The organism is Tissierella pigra (assembly GCF_009695605.1).
Classification (GTDB): domain Bacteria; phylum Bacillota; class Clostridia; order Tissierellales; family Tissierellaceae; genus Tissierella; species Tissierella pigra.
Window position 1 is genome coordinate 136,769 of record NZ_VUNQ01000003.1, and the last position, 22,978, is coordinate 159,746.

The window sequence follows — 22,978 nt, forward strand, 5'->3', positions numbered from 1 at the left end:
TAATCAATATATTAATTTAAAATTTCAACTCATTTCAACTAAGGAGTCATAGTGAGATATACTAATTTTAATTTGTTAATACTAAATAGTTTTTCTTTAATATAAATTTGTTTATTGTAAAAATATTTTTATAATTGAAATAACTTATTATTCTTTATATACCCACATTTAATACATAACTTAAATTATACTAAAATATTTTTTTGTAATATTTCCAAAATATTGTGTCTTCACATATGGACTCAATTTAAAATTGAATTTTTTATGAGAGAAGCCTCTTGAAGAACTCCTTTTAATAAGTCCGATACAATAAACGCCTTAGGTCCTTCCAAATTTTCCCCTACCTTCAATAAAATACCCAGCATTTTTATAAATGGTGGGTAGTCTTTTCTTCCCATTTACTTCCTCTATATCGATGAATAAAAAATGCTGCTCTTACATACCAGTCACAAATCATGGCAATCCAAACTCCAAACATTCCAAAACCTAAATATTTGGCAAATAATATACCAAGTCCAATCCTTGTAATCCACATAGAACTCACACTTATTATCATGGCATACTGTACATCATTTGCGGCTCTTAAGGTGTTTGGGAGAGTAAAGCCCAATGGCCACACTAAGGAAGCATGTATTCCATAGAATATTATTATCTTTCTTGCCAATGCAGCAGTTTCAGGTGATAAATTATACATCTTCAGTATAAAGGGGGATGCCAGTATTATAATTCCATTTACCAGAGCTAAAGCCATATAGGCATATTTATGAAGTACCTTTGTATAGTATCTAGCCTGATCATAATCTCCAGCTCCTACACACTGACTGACTACAGTAACAAGACCTAATCCTATGGCAGCACCAGGAAGAAACTGAAAGGCCGTAACTGTATTTGCAACTGCATTTGCTGTAATAGCCGCAGTGCCAAATCCAGATACGACACTCAATAGTAATATCTTACCTAGCTGAAACATACTATTTTCTATTCCATTTGGTATTCCTATTTGAAGAATATTCTTAACCATTTTACCATCAAATTTATATTTAAATGGCTTATTTATATAAATGGGAAGGCTTTCATCTCTAAGCAACAAAACTATAATTACAGCAGCTACTACCCTAGATATCAAGGTTGGAATGGCAGCTCCCTCAACTCCCATGCCAAATCCATATATCAATATTGCATTTCCCACAATGTTGATGGTATTCATTATCAAGGAGGTCTTCATAGTAATTTTAGAATTTCCCATAGCTCTGAATAAAGCTGCCCCACTGTTATATACTGCTATAAACGGAATACTGGCAAATACTATATTCATATAGGTATTGGCGTGTGTTGCAACAGTAGCCTCAATGGAACCGAATACCACATTTAATATAAACCCTCTGCCAACATATACTACTACCATTATGACCAGTGAAATAAGTGTTGCAAATACCATAAGCTGCTCCCCTGCTTTTGAAGCCTTTTCCTTCTGATTTCTTCCTATGTACTGTCCTGCAACTACAGCTCCACCTGTTGCCAATGCCGCAAATAAATTTATAAGCAGAATATTTACTGAATCCACTAGAGATACGGCTGATACTCCACTTTCCCCAACACTGGCAACCATTACTGTGTCTGCCATACCCACAGCCACAGCCAGTAACTGCTCAAATATAAGAGGCATAATGAGATAAATAAGATTTTTTCTGGAAAAAATATAGTTTTCTTTTATATGGTTTTTCAATATTTCAGATCCCTTCAAAATAAAAAAATCCATCTAAACATTAAAAGATAGATTTTTTTATTTTATTTATATAATTCGAGATAATTATATTAAAAAAGATTCAATAAGTCAAACACTTGTATTGCCGAAATATGCCCCTCAGAATGTTTATACATTATATTCATAAAAAATTCAAAACTTTTATTGAGATTTATATTGTCTAGTAGCTTATTTATTCTATATATAATATATCTCCAGTATTATTATCAATAAAACTTCCTTCCAATCCTTGACTAAGCATAGTTTCTCCTTGTTTTCCTGTACAATGACAGGCACCTATTAACTCAATATCCTTTTCCTTTAGATATTCTATTATTTTATTTATCTTTTCATCATTTTCTTCAACTAAGTGAGTTCCACCTATTACACCATATATATTCATATCTATTCTCTCTATTATAGTATCTAATATATTTACAATTCCTGCATGAGAACATCCTACTATTACTACTAGCCCTCTATTAGTCTTAATTCCTAAGGACACTTCTTCTAGGAACATATCTTTTTTATATTCTTCGTCTTCTTTTAAATACATATTTTGATTTGTATTTTCAAATTCTTGGTTTCTATTGAAGTTTGTAAAAACAATTAGATTTTCTGTAATATTTAATATATCTTCATTTATGTATTTTACCTGTATATTATTTTCACTTAAAAACTGCTCCTCAAAGGGATTTCCTACATATTCATATTCTCCACTTTCCATTAAATTATATTTCTTATTAAAGAATCCATTTCCTAAATATAAATTAATACTAGGATTTATTTCTTTTATAAGTCTTTCGAACCCACCACTATGATCATAATGTCCATGACTAATTATCACATAGTCTAAATCCTTCAAATCAATATCTAGATCCTTTGCATTGTCTATAAAGTCTCCACTTTGCCCTGTATCAAATAATATCTTATTTCCATCCACCTCTATATATATTGATAATCCATATTCTGTATATAACTCTTCCCTATCTCCAGGTTTATTTTCAATTAATGTAGCTATTTTCATCCTATTCACCTCTTATATGATTATTACCCTTAGATATAAACTTAATCTTCAATTTAATTACACCCCTATAAACTATTTACCATAAAGACAAAGGGGGGCATTTCATAACTGATTGATCAGTTATGAAATGCCCTTATATTAGTTCTATGATCTTGGATAATTTACTTCAGCCTGTGCTGCTGCTAATTTTGCTATTGGTATTCTAAAAGGTGAACAGCTTACATAGTGAAGTCCTATTTGGTGACAGAACTCAACTGAATTTGGTTCTCCACCATGTTCCCCGCATATTCCTAACTTTAAATTTGGATTAGTTTTTCTACCATATTCTATGGCAATCTCCATTAACTTTCCTACACCAGCCCTATCAATTTCTTGGAATGGATCTTTTTCAAAGATTCCCTTTTCTACATATTCATTTAAGAATTTACCAGCATCATCCCTTGAGAATCCAAATCCCATTTGAGTAAGGTCATTTGTTCCAAAACTAAAGAATTCAGCCTCAGTAGCTATTTCATCAGCAGTTATGGCGGCTCTTGGAACTTCAAGCATTGTACCTATCATATATTTTACTGTATTGTTTCTTTCTTCAAATACAAGATTTATTTCCTTTAATACTTCATCCTTTACATATTTCAATTCATTTATATGTCCGATTAAAGGAATCATAATCTCTGGATAAATATCTTCATGGCCTTTTTCTTTAATATCTATTGCTGCCTCTATTATTGCTCTTACCTGCATTCTATATATTTCAGGATATGTTACTGCCAACCTACAACCTCTATGACCTAACATTGGGTTAAACTCTGCTAATCCTTCTACCCTATCTTTTAAATCATCAAAACTTACATTCATAGCTTCAGCTAATTCTTTTATGTCTTCATCCTTTACAGGTAAAAATTCATGTAGTGGAGGATCTAAAAGTCTTACTGTAACAGGTTTTCCTTCCATTGCTTCATAAAGTTCATAGAAATCTTGTCTTTGCACTGGCAGAAGTTCATCTAATGCAGATTTTCTTTCCTCTAAGGTAGTTGCAAGTATCATCTTTCTCACAGACATAACTCTAGTTTCCTCGAAAAACATATGCTCAGTTCTACAAAGTCCAATACCTTCTGCTCCAAATTCTAGAGCCTGTGCTGCATCCTTTGGATTATCTGCATTTGCTCTAACTCCCATTACCCTTACTTCATCTACCCATTCCATAAATTCTCCAAAGCTTCCACCTAATGTTGGTTGTACCTTCTCTATATCTCCCTTGTATACAATTCCTGTACTGCCATCTAAGGAAATAAAGTCTCCTTCATTAAAAGTTTGATCTTTGGTTCTCATTATCTTTGTTTCTTCACTAACTCTTATATCGCTACATCCTGCAACACAACACTTACCCATACCTCTTGCAACTACTGCAGCATGGGATGTCATACCTCCACGAGCTGTAAGAATACCTTCTGCTGCTACCATACCTTCTATATCCTCTGGGGAAGTTTCCTGTCTAACTAATATTGCTCTTTCTCCCCTTGCCTTAGCTTCTACTACGTCATCTGCATGGAAATAAATCTTACCTGATGTAGCTCCTGGAGATGCAGCCAACCCCTTAGCTATTATTATAGCTTCCTTTAAAGTTGATTCTGCAAAAGTAGGATGTAATAACTGATTTAATTGATTTGGTTCAACCCTCATAATTGCTTCTTCTTTATTTATTAAGCCTTCATGTACTAAATCAACAGCTACCCTAATTCCTGCTTGGGCAGTTCTCTTTCCGTTTCTAGTTTGAAGGATATAAAGCTTTCCGTTTTCTATTGTGAACTCAATATCTTGCATATCTTTATAATGATTTTCTAATGTATGAGTAATCTTTACAAACTCATCATATACCTCTGGCATAATATCTTTTAAATGAGATATTTCATCTGGAGTCCTAATTCCTGCAACTACGTCCTCGCCTTGAGCATTTATTAAGTATTCTCCAAACAAGTGGTTTTCTCCAGTTGCTGGATTTCTTGTAAAGGCCACTCCTGTACCTGATGTATCTCCCATGTTACCAAATACCATGGACTGAACATTAACGGCTGTTCCTAGATTATCTGATATATTGTGAAGTCTTCTATATACCTTAGCCCTTGGATTATTCCATGAATCAAATACAGCTTTAATAGAAAGTTCTAACTGTTTAATAGGATCTTGAGGGAATTCTTCATTTAATTCATTTAAATAAACTTCCTTATATTTTTCAACTAAAACCTTTAAGTCTTCAGCATTTAAATCTGTATCCTCTATGATTCCCTTATTTTCTTTCATCTCTTCAAGTAAAGATTCAAATCTTACTTTTGGAATACCCATAGCTACATCTGAAAACATTTGAATAAATCTTCTATAACTATCATAGGCAAATCTTTCATTACCTGTTGAGTTTGCAAGTCCCTTTACAGATATATCATTTAGTCCTAGATTAAGTATAGTATCCATCATTCCCGGCATGGAAAAAACAGATCCAGATCTTACAGATACTAATAATGGATTATTCTCATCAGAAAAGCTTTTGCCAATTCTTTTTTCTAGTCCCATTAACTGATCATGTATTTCATCTAATAATTCATTCCACAATATTTTATTCTCATCATAGTAGCGAATACATGCAGCTGTAGTAATAGTAAATCCTGAAGGTACAGGAAGACCAATATTAGTCATCTCAGCTAAATTAGCACCTTTACCTCCAAGTAAACTTTTCATTTCTTTTTTACCTTCATGAAAGCTATAAACATACTTATTTTCCATTTCTTAATCCCCTTTCAATTTTTATTCACTAAAACTTATACCATTTTTTCTAAGTAATGATAGTACTATTTCTGATGTTTCTTCTATTGCCTTATTTGATACATCTATAACTGGACATCCAATTTTTTTCATGATTTTATCAGCATATTCCAATTCATCTAATATCCTTCCTAAGCTTGCATAACTAGAGCCACTAGATAAGCCTAAAGATTTTAGCCTTTCTTCTCTTACTTCATTTAATTTTTCAGGAGAATTTGTAAGCCCTATGATTTTTTTTGCAGGTATATTAAATAATTCTTTAGGTGGATCTACTTCTACTACTAGAGGAATATTTGCCACCTTTAAATTTCTATTGGCTAAGTACATACTAAGAGGCGTCTTTGATGTTCTAGATACTCCGACTAATACTATATCTGCCTCTACCACTCCCCTAGGATCTTTTCCATCATCATACTTTACAGCAAATTCAATAGCTGCTACCCTCTTGAAATACGTTTCATCTAATCTTCTTATAACTCCAGGTTCCCTTGTAGGTTCAATATCTAATGTCTGGCTAATGACATTTATTAGAGGACTAATTAAATCTACAGTTAATAGACCTGTGTTCTTTGAATATTCCTTTATGAATTCAATTAGGCTTTCATCAACTAAGGTATAGATTAAAATTGAATTTTTTATGAGAGAGGCCTCTTGAAGAACTCCCCTTAACACATCTAAGTCTTGGACATAGGAAAATCTTTTGATTTCGTAGTTATCTGTTTTAAACTGAGATATGGCAGCCCTGGTTACTAGTGCAGCAGTTTCCCCCAATGAGTCTGACACAATAAATACCTTAAGTCCTTCCAATTCTTCCTCCCCCTTCAATAACGTTATACTATATATCTTATAGTATGACACATTGCTTAACATGTCAATAAAAATTTAAAAATTTTTTTAATTTATTTATTTTTATATATAAAATAAACCTTACGACAACTATTCCCAATTGTCGCAAGGTTTATGAATAGAATTATTAATTTATATTCTATTACAATCTAAATTTCATCTCCACTATCTTCCTTAGAAATTCTCTTTTCATCAAATATATTTGTACCTATAACTCCTACTATAATGAGGATTGAACCTATTATATGATAATAAAATATTTCTTCCTTTAAAAAAACAACACCTGCTACTATGGATATAACTGTTGCCAAGTTAGCAAATACACTCATTTTAGAGGACTCAATTTTAGATAGAACATAGTTTGTTAAAAATGAAGTTCCAGATGATGACAGTACTCCAAGATATAATACAGATATAATAAATCTAAATTCTTTCAATGGAGTAAGGAAACTTCCTATACTTCCATTTATTAAATGCTGTGATAAGGCTAAAATATTAAAGGATATAAAGCTAATTCCAATCATTATATAGCCAAGTTGTATACCAGAAAAGTCCTGTGTAAGTTTTCTAGCCATTACACTATATATTGCAAAGGATATGACTGATATCAATAAAAATGCTATACCTTTCATACTATTAAATTCAAAAGAAGATCCTTTTTTAAATGTTATATAAATCACTCCAAATACAGATAGTAAAATAGATATCTTTTGAAGAATTGTAGCCTTCTCTTTTAAAAAATATGAAGCTAATATCATTGTGAATACTGGACCTACAGCTAATAATATACCTGCTTCAGCAGACGGAGTATATTTAAGTCCAAATATTTGAAATCCAAAAAAGGATAAAGGGTAGAAAAGAGTCATAGGAAGTACCTTTTTTATCATTTCCTTATTAATATCTACTTTAACTTTTTTAAATAATACGGGTAATAAAATAGCTAAAAAAGCTGCCGTAAATCTATAGGCTAATAAATCAATAGGATTACTATATTCCAAACCTATTTTACCAAATAAAAAGGATAATCCTGTAATAATAGAATACATAATAGCTGCAAAATACACTTTATTAATTTTATTTTTTTCCAAAACATCACTCCTTAATCTACACTATCAATAGTATATGACTGTATTTTACCTTTTTATAATCAAGATCATCATAATTTAAACCATTGTTCTTCCATATATATCCACATTTTACATGACATATATAATTGTAGTTTACCTATACTAATTATGAAATACAAATTTAGGAGGAAATATTATGAAAGCCCATAAAGCACAGGAAATATTAAAGGGAAATGTAAATCATGAAGTGACATATAAAGATAAATTAGTATGGCTAGAACATATAGACGTAGAAAACCAAAAAGCACTAGTTTCAGTAATAGCTACTGGTGAAAAAATGCAAGTCCCTGTAAATGAATTAAATAGCCAAGGACTTGAATTAAAATAAAGATATAATTCTCTTTTCTGGCTCAACCAGAAAAGAGAATTTGATTCATTAGGTTATTCTAAGCCTTTCATTATAATATGGTTCTTATAATATGGTTCATATTATCAACTAACCCTTCCCAAGAAAAAGATTTTATCTTTTCTTCCATTTCATTATGGAAAGCTTCCTTCCTTCTTACCTTATCTATTTGAGTTAATATAGCTCCCTTTAGGTTTTCTTTAAACTCTGGTAAATCTTCTTTAACTGGTTTATCTATATCATATATTCTAGGAAGAGGAACATATTTGATTATACCTGAATCTTTTATTTCTTCTCCTAAAAGTGTCATTAATGCTTCTATTTCTGTAGTGACTACATATAATCCACAGGCTAAACTTTCTATAGCCATAAGTCCCAAACCTTCATAATAAGAAGGCATTAGAAATATATCTTTTCCCCTTAATTCGTTGCCTAAAGCTATTTGGTCTCGCACATTATATACCTTTATACTGCTATCATCTTTAATATACTCTTCTATTTTCTTTTTGTTTTCCTCATCTGGACTTCCTATAATATCTAAAGTTAAATCATCTAACCCTAAGGATTTATAAACCTCTATAAGTTCATAAATTCCCTTAGATGGGTCTATTTTTGCACAGAATACAAGTCTGATTTTATCAGTATAAGTTTTTTGTTTTGGAGGATAAAAAATATTTTGATTAAATCCTCCTCCTACATCAACTATCTTGTATCTATCTACACCATATATTTTTACTATTTCATCTTTTTGCTGTTCAGAAGCTGAAAATATACAGTCTAACTCATGTATTTTATCTACATACTTATGTTTAATACGAGGGTTCATCTTAGCTTGTCTCAAATCTGTATTGTGACACAGCCCAATTATTTTCGTATTTGGGAATATTTCTCTAACTAAAGATGTCAAAATCCAAAGATGATGTGAGAATATAATATCTGGATTAAATTCTTTTTTTACCTTTTCCAATCTCTTCCTAAAAGCATTTTTCCAAATATCCATCATATCCTTAGTCATAGATGAATATAAGGTGTTTTCATAAGGCATGACATCACTCATTCCAGCTATTGGAAAAGGTATTTCTTTGCTTTTAAAAACCACAGGATATTGATCTTCATGTTCTAAAATCTTCCATATATATTCATCTTGACACCCAAAGACAACTTTTTGTTCATAGTTATATTTTTTAAATTCTTCTATCATATTGGAGTAATATACTCCCGAACCTGTCCTTGATGGCAACTGTGCTATAACATGTAATATCTTCATATCTATCATTTCCATTTCTATATATATTTATATTATTTCAGAATATTGCTCCAAAGAAAGCTAAAAATTCTTTTGAAATATTCTATACATATCCACTCCAAAATCTATATTAAAGTATAACCTTCTTTAGAATAAATTCTCTGACTCAAGCCTTAGATTGTAAAAGAACTGTAACCACTCAGGTTGTTTATCAACTTCTGATTTCAACTTCGTAAGAGTTCGTTTTCCTATTCTTCTATCCATAACTGCAAGCATCCTTACTAAAGGATTTGCAGAATTAATACTTTCTTTTATATCTAAATTTTTATATTCCCTAATGGAAGATGTAATATCATCAATATCAAATACTCCGTCATTAACAGCCATTTCATTTACCATATCTTCAACCTGTTTGTTTTCTTTATCATTCAAAGTTTCATTTCCTACCCACTTTCTTGGCTGAACCCCCATCTCCTTTTTTAATATATGTTGCTTATAAACATAACCCTTTACATAATAATCATAGGGATTGCCCATTAAAACTTCTTTGCCATCCACTCTAACTGCAATTCTTCCATAGTTATCAGGTGCTTTATGATAATGAGTTACAAAATATTGTACTCTTCCCTGTAATGATTCACATAAATAATCATTCTCTAATTCTCTCCTCAATCCACTCCACGAATTTCCCATTCAATAAATCCTCCTTAAACTTCCATAAACTTCTTAGTTTCAAATGAATCTATAATACTCAACTTTTATAATTCTCCGTAGTATTCAGCAAAATATATAAAACCTTTTTTAGTCACTTTATAATTTCTTAATTGCCCTTTTGTTTCTTTATCAAACACTGGCTTTGTAAGAGTATAGCATCTAGCGTTTTGACTTTCAAGAATTTGTTTATCTGTCTTATTGTGAAATTCATCATCTACTATTTCTGTTGTAAATGCAATAATAGGATGTCCACTCATAAATAAATGAGTTCTTAATGCTAAGGTTGGTATAATATGGAATACAATATACAAAGCTATAATGCCACAAATTATAGTTATAGTAAGTACCTTTTTCTTTTTCAAAACTCCACTCCTTAATTTTAATAATATTTTTATGATACAAATCCTTATTTCCTTAATTTATAGCCCCTCCCCATTACTTACTATGGTAACTCCACTGACAAACCTTGATTCATCTGATACTAGAAATAATATTATATTTGCAATATCCTCTCCTTGATAAATTATTAACTTACCATTAAATATACCCATATAATTCTACATAACGCAATTTAAACTAAGGAATTTTGAGGCATTATTAAAGTTTACAATGATTTATTTTTTATGGTATCATAGTTATACTAAATATAGTGAGGGATAAAATGAGAAATATAAAGATGAATTTACAATTTGATGGAAGCAGATACCAAGGATGGCAAAGACTAGGAGACAATGACAACACTATTCAAGGAAAATTAGAAACTTTACTAAATAAAATGACTGGAGAAAACATAAATGTAATAGGATGTTCTAGAACTGATAAAGGAGTTCACGCTAAGGCTTTAGTTTGCAATTTCTTTACTGATTCTAGTATGATAATAGATGAAATAGAAGAATATATTAACCGTTATTTACCAGACGATATTGTAGCACATGATTTTTGTGAAATGAATGAAAGGTTTCATTCACGATACAATGCAGTGTCTAAATTATACACTTACACCATAGATAATAACAAGTATCAAGATGTCTTTAGAAGAAAATTTACTTCTCATATACCAGAAGCCTTAGATATATCCTTAATGGAGGAGGCAGCAAAGGTTTTAATAGGTACTTTTGATTTTGCAGCTTTTACTACAATGAAATCGAAAAAGAAAAGTACCATAAGAACCATAACTGATATAGATATAATTAAAGAAAATAATTATATCTATATCAACTTTAAAGGTGATGGCTTTCTTCATAATATGATTAGAATAATTACCGGAACTTTAATCAGAGTAGGAAAAGGAGAAATCACTGCAAAAGATGTACAATTTATCCTTGAGTCCAAGAACCGTAGTATAGCTGGTCCTATGATTGAGTCTAAAGGTCTTTGCTTAATGGAAGTCAAATATTAGATTTTAAAAATTTAAATCACTCCTAGTATAATTTAATTATACTAGGAGTGATTTCTATTGCTTTTGAGATAATTTTCTTTTTTTATATAGTTTATATGGAATTATAAAGATTCCTAATGCTAAAATTAATATAGTAATACGATTATATACTAAAATCTTATTTCCATCTTTTACTCTATCAAAATATGGCTTAATCATTTTTGATGCTGTAGTAGAATTTATAAAAATCATACCATCGTAGGTATCTCTCATTACCTTCTTATTTATATCATTTTCATTACCTCTTTTTCTCAAATAAAGCGCACCAATATTATTACTATAAATCTTTGATGATAAAAACTCCGACACCACTTTATTCTTTTCAGCTTTTTTAAAATCTAAAAAACTAATTGGAATACCTGTCTTGTTCATTTCATCCCCATAAGATCCATTTGGTGATGAACTTATATGAAAATTGGCTCCTTTACTACCAAGTAGTGTAAACGTACCAGCTATAAAATCTCCTTCATAAAAATCAAATCCTAAAGAATAATAATCATCATTGTACAAATCCTTCAATCTTTTACCAATATTAAGTTTTATAAATTCTTTAGATATATGTCCGTTATGAGCCCACAGCATGATTTTATCATTTCCATAATGTTTATTTTCATAATCTAAAATCCATTTTATATTCTCTGTCATATAATGATCTCTGGTTTCAAACCTTTCTTTAGTTCTTTGTAAATCAATCCATTGATCTATAACTACTGCATGCTGAAATATTAAATCATACTCTTCTACTGAACTATTTTTTATATACTCATCTTTATTTTCTTTAAGTTCAGCGTATATCTCCTCTAAAGTTTTTATACCTTTTCTATATCCATCAATATTATTAGAGCCTACCTTCTCTAAATAATCTAGAACATAACTTAGACTATTATCTGCTGACTGTATATCAAAACCATAAAATTTTATCTTTCTTTTATTGTTTGGATCATCATTATACTTCTTCATCCATTCAATCATATCAACTACTTCTTCTGTACTCCAAATCCAAAAGTTCATAGCCTCTAAGCTTTTATTTATATCTCCCTTACCATAAAGAATATACTCATTTACAACTTGACTTCCACCAAATTCACCTTCTATGGCAAATACCCTATATCCCATTTCTTCCACTAAAAATTCAAACATTCTATGCTTCATCTTAAAAAATTCACTAGTTCCATGAGTTGCTTCTCCCATACCTATAATTCGTTTATCTTTAAGGATTTCCTTCAATGGCATAAGATCCTCAAATCCACTTTCTGCTTCTACAGTCTTTAACGGAATTAAATTTTCTTTCAACTCTGTAGTTAAATTACTTTCTGTATTGGCCCCTGTTCCCATAAAGGTTGTGAAAATAATCACAACTAATGTTAATATAGTTAATCTTTTATACATTTAGATTCCCCCTTATCTAAATCTATTCTCCAATCCATACTCCTCTACTTTCTATAAATATCTATTAAACTAGTTTAATAGATATTTATAGAACCAAGCTATACTTTGTTCCATCATATCAGTTGTTACAAAATGATTTAAATTTAAATATTTCATAATCTTTAATTTTTCTTTGTGATTATATAACGGCTTTAGGTTTTCATAAAATAATTCCTGACTTTCTATAGGAACTAAGGTATCACTATCTCCATGCAGCAAAATAATAGGTCTATCTATTAATAAATTGAGATTATTCATTGGATCCATTTTATTTACTTTTTCTTCTAATTCTCTTTCATAGGAATCTACTTCTAAAAACTCCTTAAATCTATTATTAGAATCTTGCCACCCACAGGAACCATTGAGGACAGCCAAAGTTTTTAGATTAGGATTATGAGTAAATACTCCTGCTGCTGTAATACCACCCATAGAATGACCCATAACCCCTATTCTTTTTGGGTCTCCATTATAATTTAATATTATTTCATTTATTATACTATATGATTCCTCTATATTACTAAATATTATATCCCAAAAATACTTTGCAGCATTTTCTCCTCCATAGTTATCTAAAGCCTTTCTTTCTCCATGATATATGGCATCTGGAATTATTACTTGATAACCTACGGAAGCCAGTATAAACCCTCTAATTCTTTGTATTTCCTTATTTGAACTCCAACCATGATAAAAAATTATCGTTGGAATTAGCTCTCTTTCGTCTTTAGGTCTGAACAAAATAGCTGGAATTTCTCCTATTTTGATTTTATCCTCAATTATATTATTAGATTTTAAGTAATTAGTCATGCTAAACTCCTTTCTCTCTACTGTTCTTATATTTCTATCTTAAATATTTCCATCTTAATTTTATTGATACCATATTTTACAATATTATATCATATCTAAAATTTATAATATTAAATCTTAGAATATTATTTATGGGAATGGATATGATATAACTGTTTTATTATAGTTTTTATTTATAGTAAAACGGGTATTTATAGATAAAGTTAATATTAGGAGGATGATTAAATGAAAAATATACTAACTATTGAATATTGTACTGGTTGAGGCTATCTTGGAAGAGCAGTTGCTCTAACTCAATCTATTTTAAGTGAGCAAAAACAAAAAATATCTGAAGTTATCTTATACCCTTCTTCTGGAGGAGTATTTGAAGTAACATTTAACGATGAATTAATTTTTTCAAAGAAAGAATTAGACCGTTATCCTGAAGAAAACGAAATAGAAGAAATAGTTAGAACTAAACTAGCTTAAATATTAAACTAAAGATTATTTAAGGAGGAATATTATGCAGCTATCAGCTAGAAACCAGCTCAAAGAAAAAATAATTGATATTAAAAAAGGTCCAGTTTCAACAGAGGTCGTTATTGATATAAATGGATTAAATATTGTTTCTAGTATTACAACAGGATCAGCAGAAAGCCTTGACCTTAATATAGGTGATGAAGCTACCGCTGTTATTAAAGCTAGTTCTGTAATGATTGGAAAATAAAGTTAATACAAACTAGAAAACCATTTACTCAAAAAAGTTACTTTCTATTATTAAAATCTGCTTTTAACCTCTCTTTATAAACCTCATTATTATAATTATAAAAAATTACTTGACAAATTCTCTAAATCTATTTATGATAGTATACATTATAAAAAAATAATTTAAAATATTGGTGAAGCAAAGAGTAGTTATGATAAGTACATTTTACAGAGAACTGGGTAAGGTGAGAGCCAGATAATGGAAAGCTTAATGAAAAGAGTTGCTGAAATGAATAGGACAAAGCCAAAGGTTAGTATCTTATTCCGCATTCAAAGCGTTATTTGTTACAAGTTATATTTTTTCTATTTAAGTTAAAATATAATTAGAGTGGCACCACGGGTATATTACTCGTCTCTTATAGTAAGAGACGAGTTTTTTTATTTTAAAATATTATTTACTAAGGAGGAAATTAAGATGAAAAAGAAAATTGGTTTAGTATTGGCAGGAATCATGTTGTTTAGTATTATTTTAACGGCTTGCGGAGGGAATTCATCCAATAGACAGATAAACAATGAAGAAAACAATATAGAATCAGAGGTACAAGGATTAGATTCAATTATTCAAAAGAAAAAAATCGTACTAGGAACTAGTGCAGATTATCCACCCTTTGAATTCCACACTATGATAGATGGCAAAGATACAATAGTTGGTCTGGATATTGAAATTGCAAAATATATAGCAGATGAACTTGGAGTAGAATTGGAAATAAAAGATATGGAATTTGATAAACTTTTAGGTGGACTGGCAACTGGAATGTTGGATATTGTAATAGCTGGTATGACTCCAGAGGATGGCAGAGAGGCTAATTTTACAGATATTTATTATGAAGCAGACCTTTCCGTTTTAGTTTCTAAAAATAATCCATCTGGTATTGCCACCATTGATGATTTAATCGGAAAAAGTATAGGTGTACAAATTGGTACAACTCAAGAAAATATAGTCCAAACAACTATAAAAGATGCTGAAGTAAAAAGTTTAAGTACAAACCCAGATATAGTAATGAATCTAAAAACCCAAAAAATAGATTGTGCAGTCATGGAAACAATAGTTGCTGAATCCTTTGCAAAGGCAAATGATGATTTAATGGTAGTGGAGAATTTAACTATTGATAGTGGTGCAGGAGGAGTTGCAATTGCTATCCAAAAAGGAAATGATGAACTAACGAAAAAATTAAATGAAATAATAGCAAAACTAAAATCTGAAGGTTTAATAGATAAATGGCTAATTGAAGCAGATAAACTTAGTAGTGAAGGTTTATAATTAAATATAAAAGTTTATGATACAGAGAGTAATTATATTAGTAAATCCTACAGAGAACTGGAAAAGCTGAGAACCAGGTGATTGAATTTATAAGGAAAAGAGCTGTAGAAACAAATAAGACAAAGCCTATTAGGTCAGTATCTTATTTCGCATTTAAAGCGTTATTTAAATTGAGTTGGGTTTTAACAAAACCAATTAGAGTGGCAACGCGGGAAGTCTCGTCTCTATTATATATAGAGATGAGGCTTTTTTATTAATTAATATTATGAGGTGAATGAGATGAAAAAGAAAATCAGTTTATTAATAGGATTTATTATATGTTTTAACCTACTTATTGCTTGTAATAATGGAAAACAAATAAATTCAGACTCAAACAGTGTAGAGTTTAAAAGCTATTCTTTAAAAGGAATAAAGAGTAAAGGCAAATTAATAATGGGAACAAGTGCAGATTTCCCACCAAATGAATTCCATGTCTTATTAGATGGAAAGGATACAATAGTTGGATACGACATATCCATTGGAAAATATATTGCTGATAAATTAGGTGTTGAGTTAGAAATAAAAGATATGGAGTTTAATAACTTACTAGGTGGCCTATCTACTGGTATGTTAGATATTGTAATAGCTGGCATGGTAAATGAACCTGATAGAGATGCCAATTTTACAAAATCCTATGATATAGATGAAATTCATAAAATTTTAATAAGAAAGTCAGATAAAGATAAGTTTCAGTCTGAATCAGATTTTAATGGTGCAACTTTAGGTGTTCAAACAGGTTCCATACAAAAAAATATAGCTGAAAATATAGAAGGTTCCAAAGTTAAAGAACTTCCAGCTTTAAATACTCTTATTATGGAACTTAAAACTGAAAAAGTAGATGGAATTGTAATCTCAAAAGAAGTTGCTGAATCCTATGAACAAACTAATGATGATATAGTCATAGTGGAAAAAATAAATCTTACCCATGAAAATGGTGGTGCAAGTATAGCCTTAAAAACAGGTAATGATCAATTGACCGAGTATTTAAATGAAATAATAGATGAATTAATAGAACTAGATTTAGTTGAAAAGTGGAAAGCGGAAGCTAAAGAATTAAGTGATAAAGAAATAAAGAATGATTAGGAGTGAATGATTTGAACGTTATAGAATTACTTATAAAATATAAATACTATTATTTAACAGGAATTAAAATAACTTTATTAATATCTTTTTTATCTCTTATTATAGGAAGTACTGTAGGAGCATTGATCAGTCTCTTAAAGTTATCAAAATATAGGATTTTAAGATTTATTTCTACTGTATATATTGAGACTCTTCGTGGAACACCTATGATGGTGCAAATTGCCTTAGTATATTTTGGAAGCTATGTAATGTTGGGTGTAAATATAGATGGATTTTTAGCTGCCCTAATAGCGGTTTCTTTAAATAGTTCTGCCTATGTTGCAGAAATCATCCGTTCTGGGATTCAATCAATAGATAAGGGGCAAGCAGAAGCCAGTAGAAGCTTAGGAATTTCCCATAAACAAACTATGAAACATATAATATTGCCACAAGCAATAAAGAATATATTACCTGCTCTTGGAAATGAATTTGTTACTTTAATAAAAGAGACTTCTGTAGCTTCTACAATCGGAGTAGCAGATCTTATGTATGCCTCAAAAATAGTTCAAAGTAATAGTTTTCAACCCTTTAATCCATTAATAATAGTAGCAGTAATATACTTTATATTTACATTTACATTATCACAATTAATAGGTTTATTTGAAAGGAGATTGTCACATAATGATTAAAATACAAAACTTAAATAAATTTTTTGGAGATAAACATATATTGAAAAATATAAACTTAGAAATAAATGATGGCGAAGTTATTAGTCTTATCGGTCCTTCTGGCTCCGGTAAAAGCACACTTATAAGATGTATAAATTATTTAGAAGAACCTACTTCCGGGTCCATATATATTAATGGTAAAAATATAGCTACATCTGGGAAAGAGATCGATAAAATAAGACAGAATATAGGAATGGTATTTCAACATTTCCACCTATTTCCTCACAAAACAGTTCTCGAAAATATAACTTTAGCCCCAATCTTAACGGGACAACTAACAAAAATTGAAGCAGAACAAAAAGCCATTGACCTCTTAAAAACCATGGACTTGTTAGATAAAAAAGATGTCTATCCTTCCTCTCTATCTGGTGGACAAAAACAAAGAATAGCAATTGCCAGGTCTCTTGCCATGGACCCAACAGTAATACTTTTCGACGAAGTTACATCTGCTCTTGATCCAGAAATGGTTGGGGAAGTTTTAAATGTAATGAAGGAATTAGCAAAAACAGGTATGACAATGGTAGTAGTAACTCATGAAATGGCATTTGCAAAACAAGTAGCTGATAGGGCAATATTTATGGCTGATGGTGAAATTGTAGAAATAAATAGGGCTGTAGATTTATTTGAACATCCACAAAATCCTAGAACTAAAGAATTTTTATCAAAGGTATTAGAGTATTAAGACAATAAATAGAATAAATAAAAGCGTTTAAATTTAATTAGGTCTATGCCTAAGTAAAAGTAAGTTCTCTTATCTAATAGGATTCAAAATAAGATGAAAACTAGAAAGGAGCATATTTTATTTATAACTGATTCTTTTTATTTAAATTTATGATACAATTATTTATGTATAAAATCTTATGGAAAGGATGAAAAGGTAGATGGAATTAAGTAAAAAAAATAAATTTAAACGTATTATTATTGCTATTGTGATTGTTGCTATTATCTTACTTTTAATCTTTTTATCGGTAATTCCTCATTTTATTATGAGACCTATTTTAGGCAAACGAGTAGAACGTCCACAATATAAATCCTCAGACTATGGTATTGAAGCTGAGCATATTTCTCTTAAAACTGAAGATGGTCTTTCACTTGCAGCATGGCATACCAAGGCTAATAACACTAAGGGAACAGTCATAATATTATCTGGAATAGAAAATCCATCAGTAACAGCTTTCTTTGGATATGCGAAGATGTTTGCAGATAATGGCTGGGATTCTTTATTAATTGAGATGCGTGGAAGAAATCTTAGTGAGGGTAAAGAAATTGGTTTAGGTTATACAGAGTGGAATGATGTAGTTGCTGGAGTAAATTACTTATCAAGTAATCAGGAAGTATCTGACCTTCCTATTATTGCCATGGGAACTTCCATGGGAGGTGCTACTAGTATTATGGCAGCAGGTAAAGATTCTCGTATTGATGGGGTTATTGCTGTTTCAGCTTTTTCTAGTTGGGAAGATGTTTTTTCAGACAATATGAATTTAATGGATGCTCCTAAATTATTTTGTACATTAGAAAAGCCATTTGTAAGGCTATATTCAGGGATTCATTATGGATTTAATATTACTAATTATTCTCCACTAAAAGCACTTAAAAACTTTGATAACAGACCTTTGTTATTGATGCATTCCACCAAAGATTCTCAAGTACCTTATCCTAGTTTTCAGCGCTTGCAAAAACAGGCTGAAAAATATAATATAGATACTTCTACATTTGTTCGTGAAGGAGATGAACATTTTATTTGTTATGAAGAATACTTTAACAATCCATTACAAGATACTGAATTTAGTAATTCTATTTTAGACTTCTTAAATAACAATTACTAATGAAGATAAATCTAAATCCAAAAGAAATATTTCTACTATTTGAAGTAGAAATATTTCTTTATATAATATTATTTTTATTTCTTTTAAATTTGCGATTTCATCTTTATCCATAGATATTCACGTCAATACATTTTTGCCATGAAAAATCCATAAGCCCACAGAACTGTTTGTTATTTTCCTTTTGCATCTTGTTCTTTGTAGTAATCCATCAAAGCATTGTGTTCTTCCTCTAAACGTTTTTCAAGGTCTTCTTCATAAATATCGCCATATAAAAAATTAGCCGTATTAATGGTGGTTCTATCTTGATTAGGAGTTTCGTCTTCATTGCGAGGTTTTTCCAAAATAAAGTCAATAGCATAGAAAGGAACATCTGCTTTATCTAAAAATTCTTTTAGGGTTAAAAGAATTTCACTTGCCCTTTTAAATGATATTTCATCATCTTGCGCATAGAAAACAATGTGACCTGCCGTTTTTGCCAGTTCTTTTATATTATATTCCTTATCAAGTTCAAGCTCACTCATCTTTATTCCATAATTTGCTTTATCAAATCCACCAGTTGTATCTTTTTCCATTATCTCAATTGTACCGTAATCTATATTACTTACCAGTGGAAATTCTGGTAAAGAGAACACACTGTTAACCATTTGACGATATTCGTCTTCAATTCTTTGATAGGTGTTCCAGCCATTTAATACATTTTCATAAGAATCACGTTTAATCTTGCCAAGCATTGAAATATATACTGAAAAATAAGTATCTACACTTGATGGAGATTTTACATGAGCATAATAACCCATATCTTTAAAATTATAATTAAGTTCTTCAATAATGAAATCTCTATCAGCATAAGTTTCAGCGATATAATTTTTAGCTGCATTTTTTGCAAGTATTTTTGAAACAGGATTTCCCAAAAAACCATTAGCAAACCACAATATACCAACAATAATAGCAAATGCTACAATTGCAGCTAAAATCTTCATAAGCTTTTTCATAATATCAATCCTCCTTTTTAAAAGCAAAGTACAATAAGAATACAATCAGTGTCCCAAGAGCACATAAACCAGAATAAATCAGAGCCCAATATAACGAAGCTATTAAATTACTTAAAAAACCTCCATAACTGATTTCTGAGTAAAACATAACAAAATGCCAGATATATGATACTACAAAAACAAATACAGTAACTACATATGCTCTGTTTTTTAAAATTATAAAACTGACAACTCCGATAACAGGCATAATAACTATATTATAAAACATGTTTTCACTCATTGATAATCCGATACCAAATAAAATACTCAGTACAGTTATAATTAAAATTGATAAATTAACCTGCTTTTTGATTTTTCCAAAAGCTTTTTTATCGTTTATTATTGGCTTTTGATCAAGGTCCTTAAAAAAGCTGTTGCAATCAGCACATTCTTTTAAATGTTCAAACACAGCCTTCTCACTATCAGTACAGGCAACCCCGTCTTTTACAAGAGGAATCAAATCCATGCAAATATTGCAGGTTATTTTACTCATAAGTTTCCCTCCTCCTATAATATATTTAGAAACATTTTTATAAGTGGTCTAAGCATATTATTATTTTTTATATTAAATATTTAAATACAATTTTGATTGAAATATCCTAATGCTAAAATATAGTCAAGAATAGTTAACAAAGGACACTTCTTTGATTCTTTTTAGAAATTATCTCCTGACATATCACCATATCTCTTTTCAAGAATCTGCCTTATTCTTTTCTTTGTTCTAAAATTAATTACTCTTGCTGAGCTTTCACTGATTCCATATCTTTTAGCTATTTCATAATACGAAAACCCTTCAATACGCATCTTAACTATATTTCTTGCTTGCTCAGGTTCCTTATCTAAAACAGTTAAACACATTTTTGCAATTTCACTTCGATAAAGTCGATTTTCTATATCTTCGTTTTGCTGAATATAAATTTCTGCTAAATCATCGAATGAAACTTCATTTTTTCTTTTTCTCAAATGTTCATACCACTTATATCTTGCAATAGAAAATAGCCATGTTTTAATATCTGCATTACCTTTATATCTAGAAATGGATTTTATTGCAGCTAAAAATGTTTCTGATGTCAAGTCCTCAGAAAGGTCAGAATCATGTGTTATACTTACAAGGTAATAAAATACATCTGATTTATAGTCTTCATAAAGTTTTTTTATAAACAGCATAAATTCCCCCTTTCAATATATTAGTGTTGTTTTCAAAAGATTTGTTACAAACTATTTTAAAAAGCTGTTTGCTTAAGCAAACAGCTTGGTATTAATTATATAAATCCTGCCTAGATTCCATATGTTATACAAAGTATCTTCACCATTCTTTCTACTTTTGCTGGTAGAAGGCAGAGTTTAATGTTGGTGGGACTGAATGGGGATATTGAACTGCAATACGATTTTCAGGCTTTGCATCAAACATATATAGAAAGAAAAGGAATATCCACTCCAGTGGTTTCATTATAAAATATATAGCATCAGCAATATATGGAGACTGTATATGCTTTGCTATTGGATAGCCAGTTTTATCATATAAAGTCCTCACAAAACGATGAAAATTTGGTGTCCGTTCTTCAAGAAGCTGTTCAAAAGCATTGGCGATACATAACTGTCGATTTACAATCACTCTATGGCCATGTCGTTTCCCAGTACGCATGGGTTTTACAATTGTTGGATGTCCGCCTGCAGCAACTGTACATAAATAATGTTCATCTCTATAAATGTTTTGAGGTGCAACTTTCTGTGACAAATTCCAATCGGCAGTTTCTGTCCACGCTTTTATAAAGCTGTCTGGCTCCTGACCAAAAAGAATCAATACAGCAACTAAAATACCAAGCAGAGGAATTGCAGCAAGAAAAGCAATCCATGGCCAGTTAGAGGTATTATTTAGTAATATCACAAGATGCTTATATTTATGAGAGACATTTTCTTTTTTGAAAGTTTGTTGATGCACAACATCTTTTATTGTTCTTATAGCGATCAAAACCCAGTTTAAGGGGAATAAGCAGAGTAAAATCATATCTTTATCTAGTGCATTAAATATTTGAACACACCATAGAATACATTCTGCAATACCAAGGTATAGTGCAGAAATACATAGCACTGCAAAAAGCGGAGGCATTTTTTCAATGGGGGAAAATCTAAGAATCATATATCCAAGAACAGCTACTAAAGCAATAATACCCATAGTCAAAAATGATTTTGTCGCAATTGGAGTATGTATTTCATGGTTATACAATTGCACATTCTAATCGTCAAAAACAATGTTAACCAATGACACATAAAAAAGTGTAAATGTCACCCCAATACTCATTGCTACAACTTCCCATATTTTTATTGCCTTTTCTTTTTCCTCTGTTTTAGGTTTGATAAAAAGTAAAATAATATTTTCAATTGTTAAAACAATAGGTAAAGTTAATAATGAATATATCAATAGTCCAGGCAATATATCTTGAAAAAGAAAATTTGATGAATTTTGGATTATACTAATAATCAATAATGTTGCTACAATGAAAAATGAGCCTATAAAGCTAAGTATTAGTGTGGTTAAAATAGGAGCTATATAAAAATACTTTCCTATCTTCCTGAAAATAACTTTCATTTAAAACACCTCTATTTATTCTAAATAAACAACTTCTACATTTTTATCATATACCTTACTTACATGTAATTATTATAACATCTTGTCATATACAAATGGATAGAATTTAGAGATTACTTTTCTGATTTGTTCTCTCTAATATTGTCTTTTTCAATATTTTATT

The 22,978-nt window shown here is 30.2% G+C and carries 24 protein-coding genes, 2 pseudogenes and 2 other annotated features; of the genes and pseudogenes, 9 read left to right on the forward strand and 17 right to left on the reverse strand.

Features of this window, described 5'->3' with window-relative positions; all coding sequences use genetic code 11:
* Positions 1–242: 242 nt before the first annotated feature.
* The 6 genes from FYJ83_RS02835 to FYJ83_RS02860 form a co-directional block, all read right to left on the reverse strand.
* Complete coding sequence (locus FYJ83_RS02835; protein WP_154438825.1) at positions 243–398, reverse strand: hypothetical protein; 156 nt, start codon at positions 396–398, stop codon at positions 243–245.
* A complete protein-coding gene (locus FYJ83_RS02840; protein WP_229768467.1) occupies positions 368–1,666 on the reverse strand; it encodes an MATE family efflux transporter in 1,299 nt (432 codons plus the stop codon). Before FYJ83_RS02840 ends, FYJ83_RS02835 begins: the two co-directional genes overlap by 31 nt.
* 271 nt (positions 1,667–1,937) lie before the next feature.
* Positions 1,938–2,771 carry an MBL fold metallo-hydrolase gene (locus tag FYJ83_RS02845; RefSeq protein ID WP_154438827.1) on the reverse strand — a complete coding sequence of 278 codons (834 nt, stop codon included), beginning with the start codon at positions 2,769–2,771 and terminating at the stop codon, positions 1,938–1,940.
* A 144-nt stretch (positions 2,772–2,915) separates the two neighbouring features.
* Complete coding sequence (gene ppdK, locus FYJ83_RS02850) at positions 2,916–5,546, reverse strand: pyruvate, phosphate dikinase (RefSeq protein ID WP_154438828.1); 2,631 nt, start codon at positions 5,544–5,546, stop codon at positions 2,916–2,918.
* A gap of 21 nt (positions 5,547–5,567) precedes the next feature.
* On the reverse strand, positions 5,568–6,392 hold the full coding sequence (locus FYJ83_RS02855) for a pyruvate, water dikinase regulatory protein (protein ID WP_195837903.1): 825 nt from the start codon (positions 6,390–6,392) through the stop codon (positions 5,568–5,570).
* A gap of 188 nt (positions 6,393–6,580) precedes the next feature.
* The gene (locus tag FYJ83_RS02860; protein WP_229768468.1) at positions 6,581–7,519 is read right to left on the reverse strand and encodes a DMT family transporter; all 939 of its coding nucleotides are present in this window, start codon (positions 7,517–7,519) and stop codon (positions 6,581–6,583) included.
* 175 nt (positions 7,520–7,694) lie between these two features.
* On the opposite strand from FYJ83_RS02860, the gene FYJ83_RS02865 reads away from it, so the two are divergent.
* Entirely contained in the window at positions 7,695–7,886 is a 192-nt protein-coding gene (locus FYJ83_RS02865; protein WP_154438830.1) for an H-type small acid-soluble spore protein, read from the forward strand.
* A 70-nt stretch (positions 7,887–7,956) separates the two neighbouring features.
* Here FYJ83_RS02865 and FYJ83_RS02870 read toward each other — a convergent pair whose 3' ends face one another.
* The 4 genes from FYJ83_RS02870 to FYJ83_RS20175 all read right to left on the reverse strand — a co-directional run bounded on the left by FYJ83_RS02870 (position 7,957) and on the right by FYJ83_RS20175 (position 10,415).
* On the reverse strand, positions 7,957–9,186 hold the full coding sequence (locus tag FYJ83_RS02870) for a glycosyltransferase family 4 protein (protein WP_154438831.1): 1,230 nt from the start codon (positions 9,184–9,186) through the stop codon (positions 7,957–7,959).
* 111 nt (positions 9,187–9,297) lie between these two features.
* Positions 9,298–9,843, reverse strand: coding sequence for an SF0329 family protein (locus tag FYJ83_RS02875; RefSeq protein WP_154438832.1), 546 nt, complete (start codon positions 9,841–9,843; stop codon positions 9,298–9,300).
* A gap of 65 nt (positions 9,844–9,908) precedes the next feature.
* The gene (locus FYJ83_RS02880) at positions 9,909–10,226 is read right to left on the reverse strand and encodes a hypothetical protein (protein WP_154438833.1); all 318 of its coding nucleotides are present in this window, start codon (positions 10,224–10,226) and stop codon (positions 9,909–9,911) included.
* 57 nt (positions 10,227–10,283) lie between these two features.
* On the reverse strand, positions 10,284–10,415 hold the full coding sequence (locus FYJ83_RS20175) for a hypothetical protein (RefSeq protein WP_268233501.1): 132 nt from the start codon (positions 10,413–10,415) through the stop codon (positions 10,284–10,286).
* 110 nt (positions 10,416–10,525) lie between these two features.
* Here FYJ83_RS20175 and truA point away from each other — a divergent pair, with 110 nt between their 5' ends.
* A complete protein-coding gene (truA, locus tag FYJ83_RS02890) occupies positions 10,526–11,263 on the forward strand; it encodes a tRNA pseudouridine(38-40) synthase TruA (protein ID WP_154438834.1) in 738 nt (245 codons plus the stop codon).
* A gap of 54 nt (positions 11,264–11,317) precedes the next feature.
* Here the strand turns inward: truA and FYJ83_RS02895 are convergent, their stop codons facing one another.
* Positions 11,318–12,691, reverse strand: coding sequence for an erythromycin esterase family protein (locus tag FYJ83_RS02895; protein WP_154438835.1), 1,374 nt, complete (start codon positions 12,689–12,691; stop codon positions 11,318–11,320).
* A 69-nt stretch (positions 12,692–12,760) separates the two neighbouring features.
* A complete protein-coding gene (locus FYJ83_RS02900; RefSeq protein WP_154438836.1) occupies positions 12,761–13,534 on the reverse strand; it encodes an alpha/beta fold hydrolase in 774 nt (257 codons plus the stop codon).
* A gap of 276 nt (positions 13,535–13,810) precedes the next feature.
* On the opposite strand from FYJ83_RS02900, the pseudogene FYJ83_RS20180 reads away from it, so the two are divergent.
* From FYJ83_RS20180 to FYJ83_RS02935, 7 genes and pseudogenes are all read left to right on the forward strand, one after another.
* Positions 13,811–14,002 (forward strand): annotated as a pseudogene (locus FYJ83_RS20180) (SelT/SelW/SelH family protein); the annotation flags it as partial.
* Between the two features lie 34 nt (positions 14,003–14,036).
* Entirely contained in the window at positions 14,037–14,240 is a 204-nt protein-coding gene (locus tag FYJ83_RS02910; RefSeq protein WP_154438838.1) for a TOBE domain-containing protein, read from the forward strand.
* Between the two features lie 163 nt (positions 14,241–14,403).
* Positions 14,404–14,638 (forward strand) — a binding site (T-box leader).
* Positions 14,639–14,693: 55 nt separating this feature from the next.
* Positions 14,694–15,539, forward strand: a complete 846-nt coding sequence (locus FYJ83_RS02915) for a transporter substrate-binding domain-containing protein (RefSeq protein WP_154438839.1) — start codon at positions 14,694–14,696, stop codon at positions 15,537–15,539.
* 7 nt (positions 15,540–15,546) lie between these two features.
* Positions 15,547–15,768 (forward strand) — a binding site (T-box leader).
* 50 nt (positions 15,769–15,818) lie between these two features.
* A complete protein-coding gene (locus tag FYJ83_RS02920) occupies positions 15,819–16,661 on the forward strand; it encodes a transporter substrate-binding domain-containing protein (RefSeq protein ID WP_154438840.1) in 843 nt (280 codons plus the stop codon).
* 2 nt (positions 16,662–16,663) lie between these two features.
* A complete protein-coding gene (locus FYJ83_RS02925) occupies positions 16,664–17,329 on the forward strand; it encodes an amino acid ABC transporter permease (RefSeq protein WP_216585587.1) in 666 nt (221 codons plus the stop codon).
* A complete protein-coding gene (locus FYJ83_RS02930; RefSeq protein ID WP_154438842.1) occupies positions 17,322–18,050 on the forward strand; it encodes an amino acid ABC transporter ATP-binding protein in 729 nt (242 codons plus the stop codon). The genes FYJ83_RS02925 and FYJ83_RS02930 overlap by 8 nt, the downstream gene beginning before the upstream one ends.
* Before the next feature lie 199 nt (positions 18,051–18,249).
* The gene (locus FYJ83_RS02935) at positions 18,250–19,194 is read left to right on the forward strand and encodes an alpha/beta hydrolase (RefSeq protein ID WP_154438843.1); all 945 of its coding nucleotides are present in this window, start codon (positions 18,250–18,252) and stop codon (positions 19,192–19,194) included.
* Between the two features lie 170 nt (positions 19,195–19,364).
* On the opposite strand, the gene FYJ83_RS02940 is transcribed toward FYJ83_RS02935, so the two are convergent.
* The 5 genes and pseudogenes from FYJ83_RS02940 to FYJ83_RS20610 form a co-directional block, all read right to left on the reverse strand.
* Positions 19,365–20,186, reverse strand: coding sequence for a YfjL-like protein (locus tag FYJ83_RS02940; protein WP_154438844.1), 822 nt, complete (start codon positions 20,184–20,186; stop codon positions 19,365–19,367).
* Positions 20,187–20,190: 4 nt separating this feature from the next.
* Positions 20,191–20,718 carry a zf-HC2 domain-containing protein gene (locus FYJ83_RS02945; RefSeq protein WP_154438845.1) on the reverse strand — a complete coding sequence of 176 codons (528 nt, stop codon included), beginning with the start codon at positions 20,716–20,718 and terminating at the stop codon, positions 20,191–20,193.
* Between the two features lie 161 nt (positions 20,719–20,879).
* A complete protein-coding gene (locus FYJ83_RS02950) occupies positions 20,880–21,392 on the reverse strand; it encodes an RNA polymerase sigma factor (protein ID WP_154438846.1) in 513 nt (170 codons plus the stop codon).
* Positions 21,393–21,543: 151 nt separating this feature from the next.
* Positions 21,544–21,963, reverse strand: coding sequence for a DUF6688 family protein (locus tag FYJ83_RS20605; RefSeq protein ID WP_425335894.1), 420 nt, complete (start codon positions 21,961–21,963; stop codon positions 21,544–21,546).
* A pseudogene (locus FYJ83_RS20610) lies at positions 21,946–22,815 on the reverse strand (DUF6688 domain-containing protein); the annotation flags it as partial. The gene FYJ83_RS20605 and the pseudogene FYJ83_RS20610, both read right to left, overlap by 18 nt.
* Positions 22,816–22,978 lie beyond the last annotated feature (163 nt).

Excerpts from the sequence above, each read along its gene's own strand:
- FYJ83_RS02835 (WP_154438825.1), bottom strand. The coding sequence starts at position 398 with ATGGGAAGAAAAGACTACCCACCATTTATAAAAATGCTGGGTATTTTA.
- FYJ83_RS02840 (WP_229768467.1), bottom strand. The coding sequence starts at position 1,666 with ATGCCTCTTATATTTGAGCAGTTACTGGCTGTGGCTGTGGGTATGGCA.
- FYJ83_RS02845 (WP_154438827.1), bottom strand. The coding sequence starts at position 2,771 with ATGAAAATAGCTACATTAATTGAAAATAAACCTGGAGATAGGGAAGAG.
- ppdK (WP_154438828.1), bottom strand. The coding sequence starts at position 5,546 with ATGGAAAATAAGTATGTTTATAGCTTTCATGAAGGTAAAAAAGAAATG.
- FYJ83_RS02865 (WP_154438830.1), top strand. The coding sequence starts at position 7,695 with ATGAAAGCCCATAAAGCACAGGAAATATTAAAGGGAAATGTAAATCAT.
- FYJ83_RS02870 (WP_154438831.1), bottom strand. The coding sequence starts at position 9,186 with ATGGAAATGATAGATATGAAGATATTACATGTTATAGCACAGTTGCCA.
- FYJ83_RS02875 (WP_154438832.1), bottom strand. The coding sequence starts at position 9,843 with ATGGGAAATTCGTGGAGTGGATTGAGGAGAGAATTAGAGAATGATTAT.
- FYJ83_RS20175 (WP_268233501.1), bottom strand. The coding sequence starts at position 10,415 with ATGGGTATATTTAATGGTAAGTTAATAATTTATCAAGGAGAGGATATT.
- truA (WP_154438834.1), top strand. The coding sequence starts at position 10,526 with ATGAGAAATATAAAGATGAATTTACAATTTGATGGAAGCAGATACCAA.
- FYJ83_RS02895 (WP_154438835.1), bottom strand. The coding sequence starts at position 12,691 with ATGTATAAAAGATTAACTATATTAACATTAGTTGTGATTATTTTCACA.
- FYJ83_RS02900 (WP_154438836.1), bottom strand. The coding sequence starts at position 13,534 with ATGACTAATTACTTAAAATCTAATAATATAATTGAGGATAAAATCAAA.
- FYJ83_RS02910 (WP_154438838.1), top strand. The coding sequence starts at position 14,037 with ATGCAGCTATCAGCTAGAAACCAGCTCAAAGAAAAAATAATTGATATT.
- FYJ83_RS02915 (WP_154438839.1), top strand. The coding sequence starts at position 14,694 with ATGAAAAAGAAAATTGGTTTAGTATTGGCAGGAATCATGTTGTTTAGT.
- FYJ83_RS02920 (WP_154438840.1), top strand. The coding sequence starts at position 15,819 with ATGAAAAAGAAAATCAGTTTATTAATAGGATTTATTATATGTTTTAAC.
- FYJ83_RS02930 (WP_154438842.1), top strand. The coding sequence starts at position 17,322 with ATGATTAAAATACAAAACTTAAATAAATTTTTTGGAGATAAACATATA.
- FYJ83_RS02935 (WP_154438843.1), top strand. The coding sequence starts at position 18,250 with ATGGAATTAAGTAAAAAAAATAAATTTAAACGTATTATTATTGCTATT.
- FYJ83_RS02940 (WP_154438844.1), bottom strand. The coding sequence starts at position 20,186 with ATGAAAAAGCTTATGAAGATTTTAGCTGCAATTGTAGCATTTGCTATT.
- FYJ83_RS02945 (WP_154438845.1), bottom strand. The coding sequence starts at position 20,718 with ATGAGTAAAATAACCTGCAATATTTGCATGGATTTGATTCCTCTTGTA.
- FYJ83_RS02950 (WP_154438846.1), bottom strand. The coding sequence starts at position 21,392 with ATGCTGTTTATAAAAAAACTTTATGAAGACTATAAATCAGATGTATTT.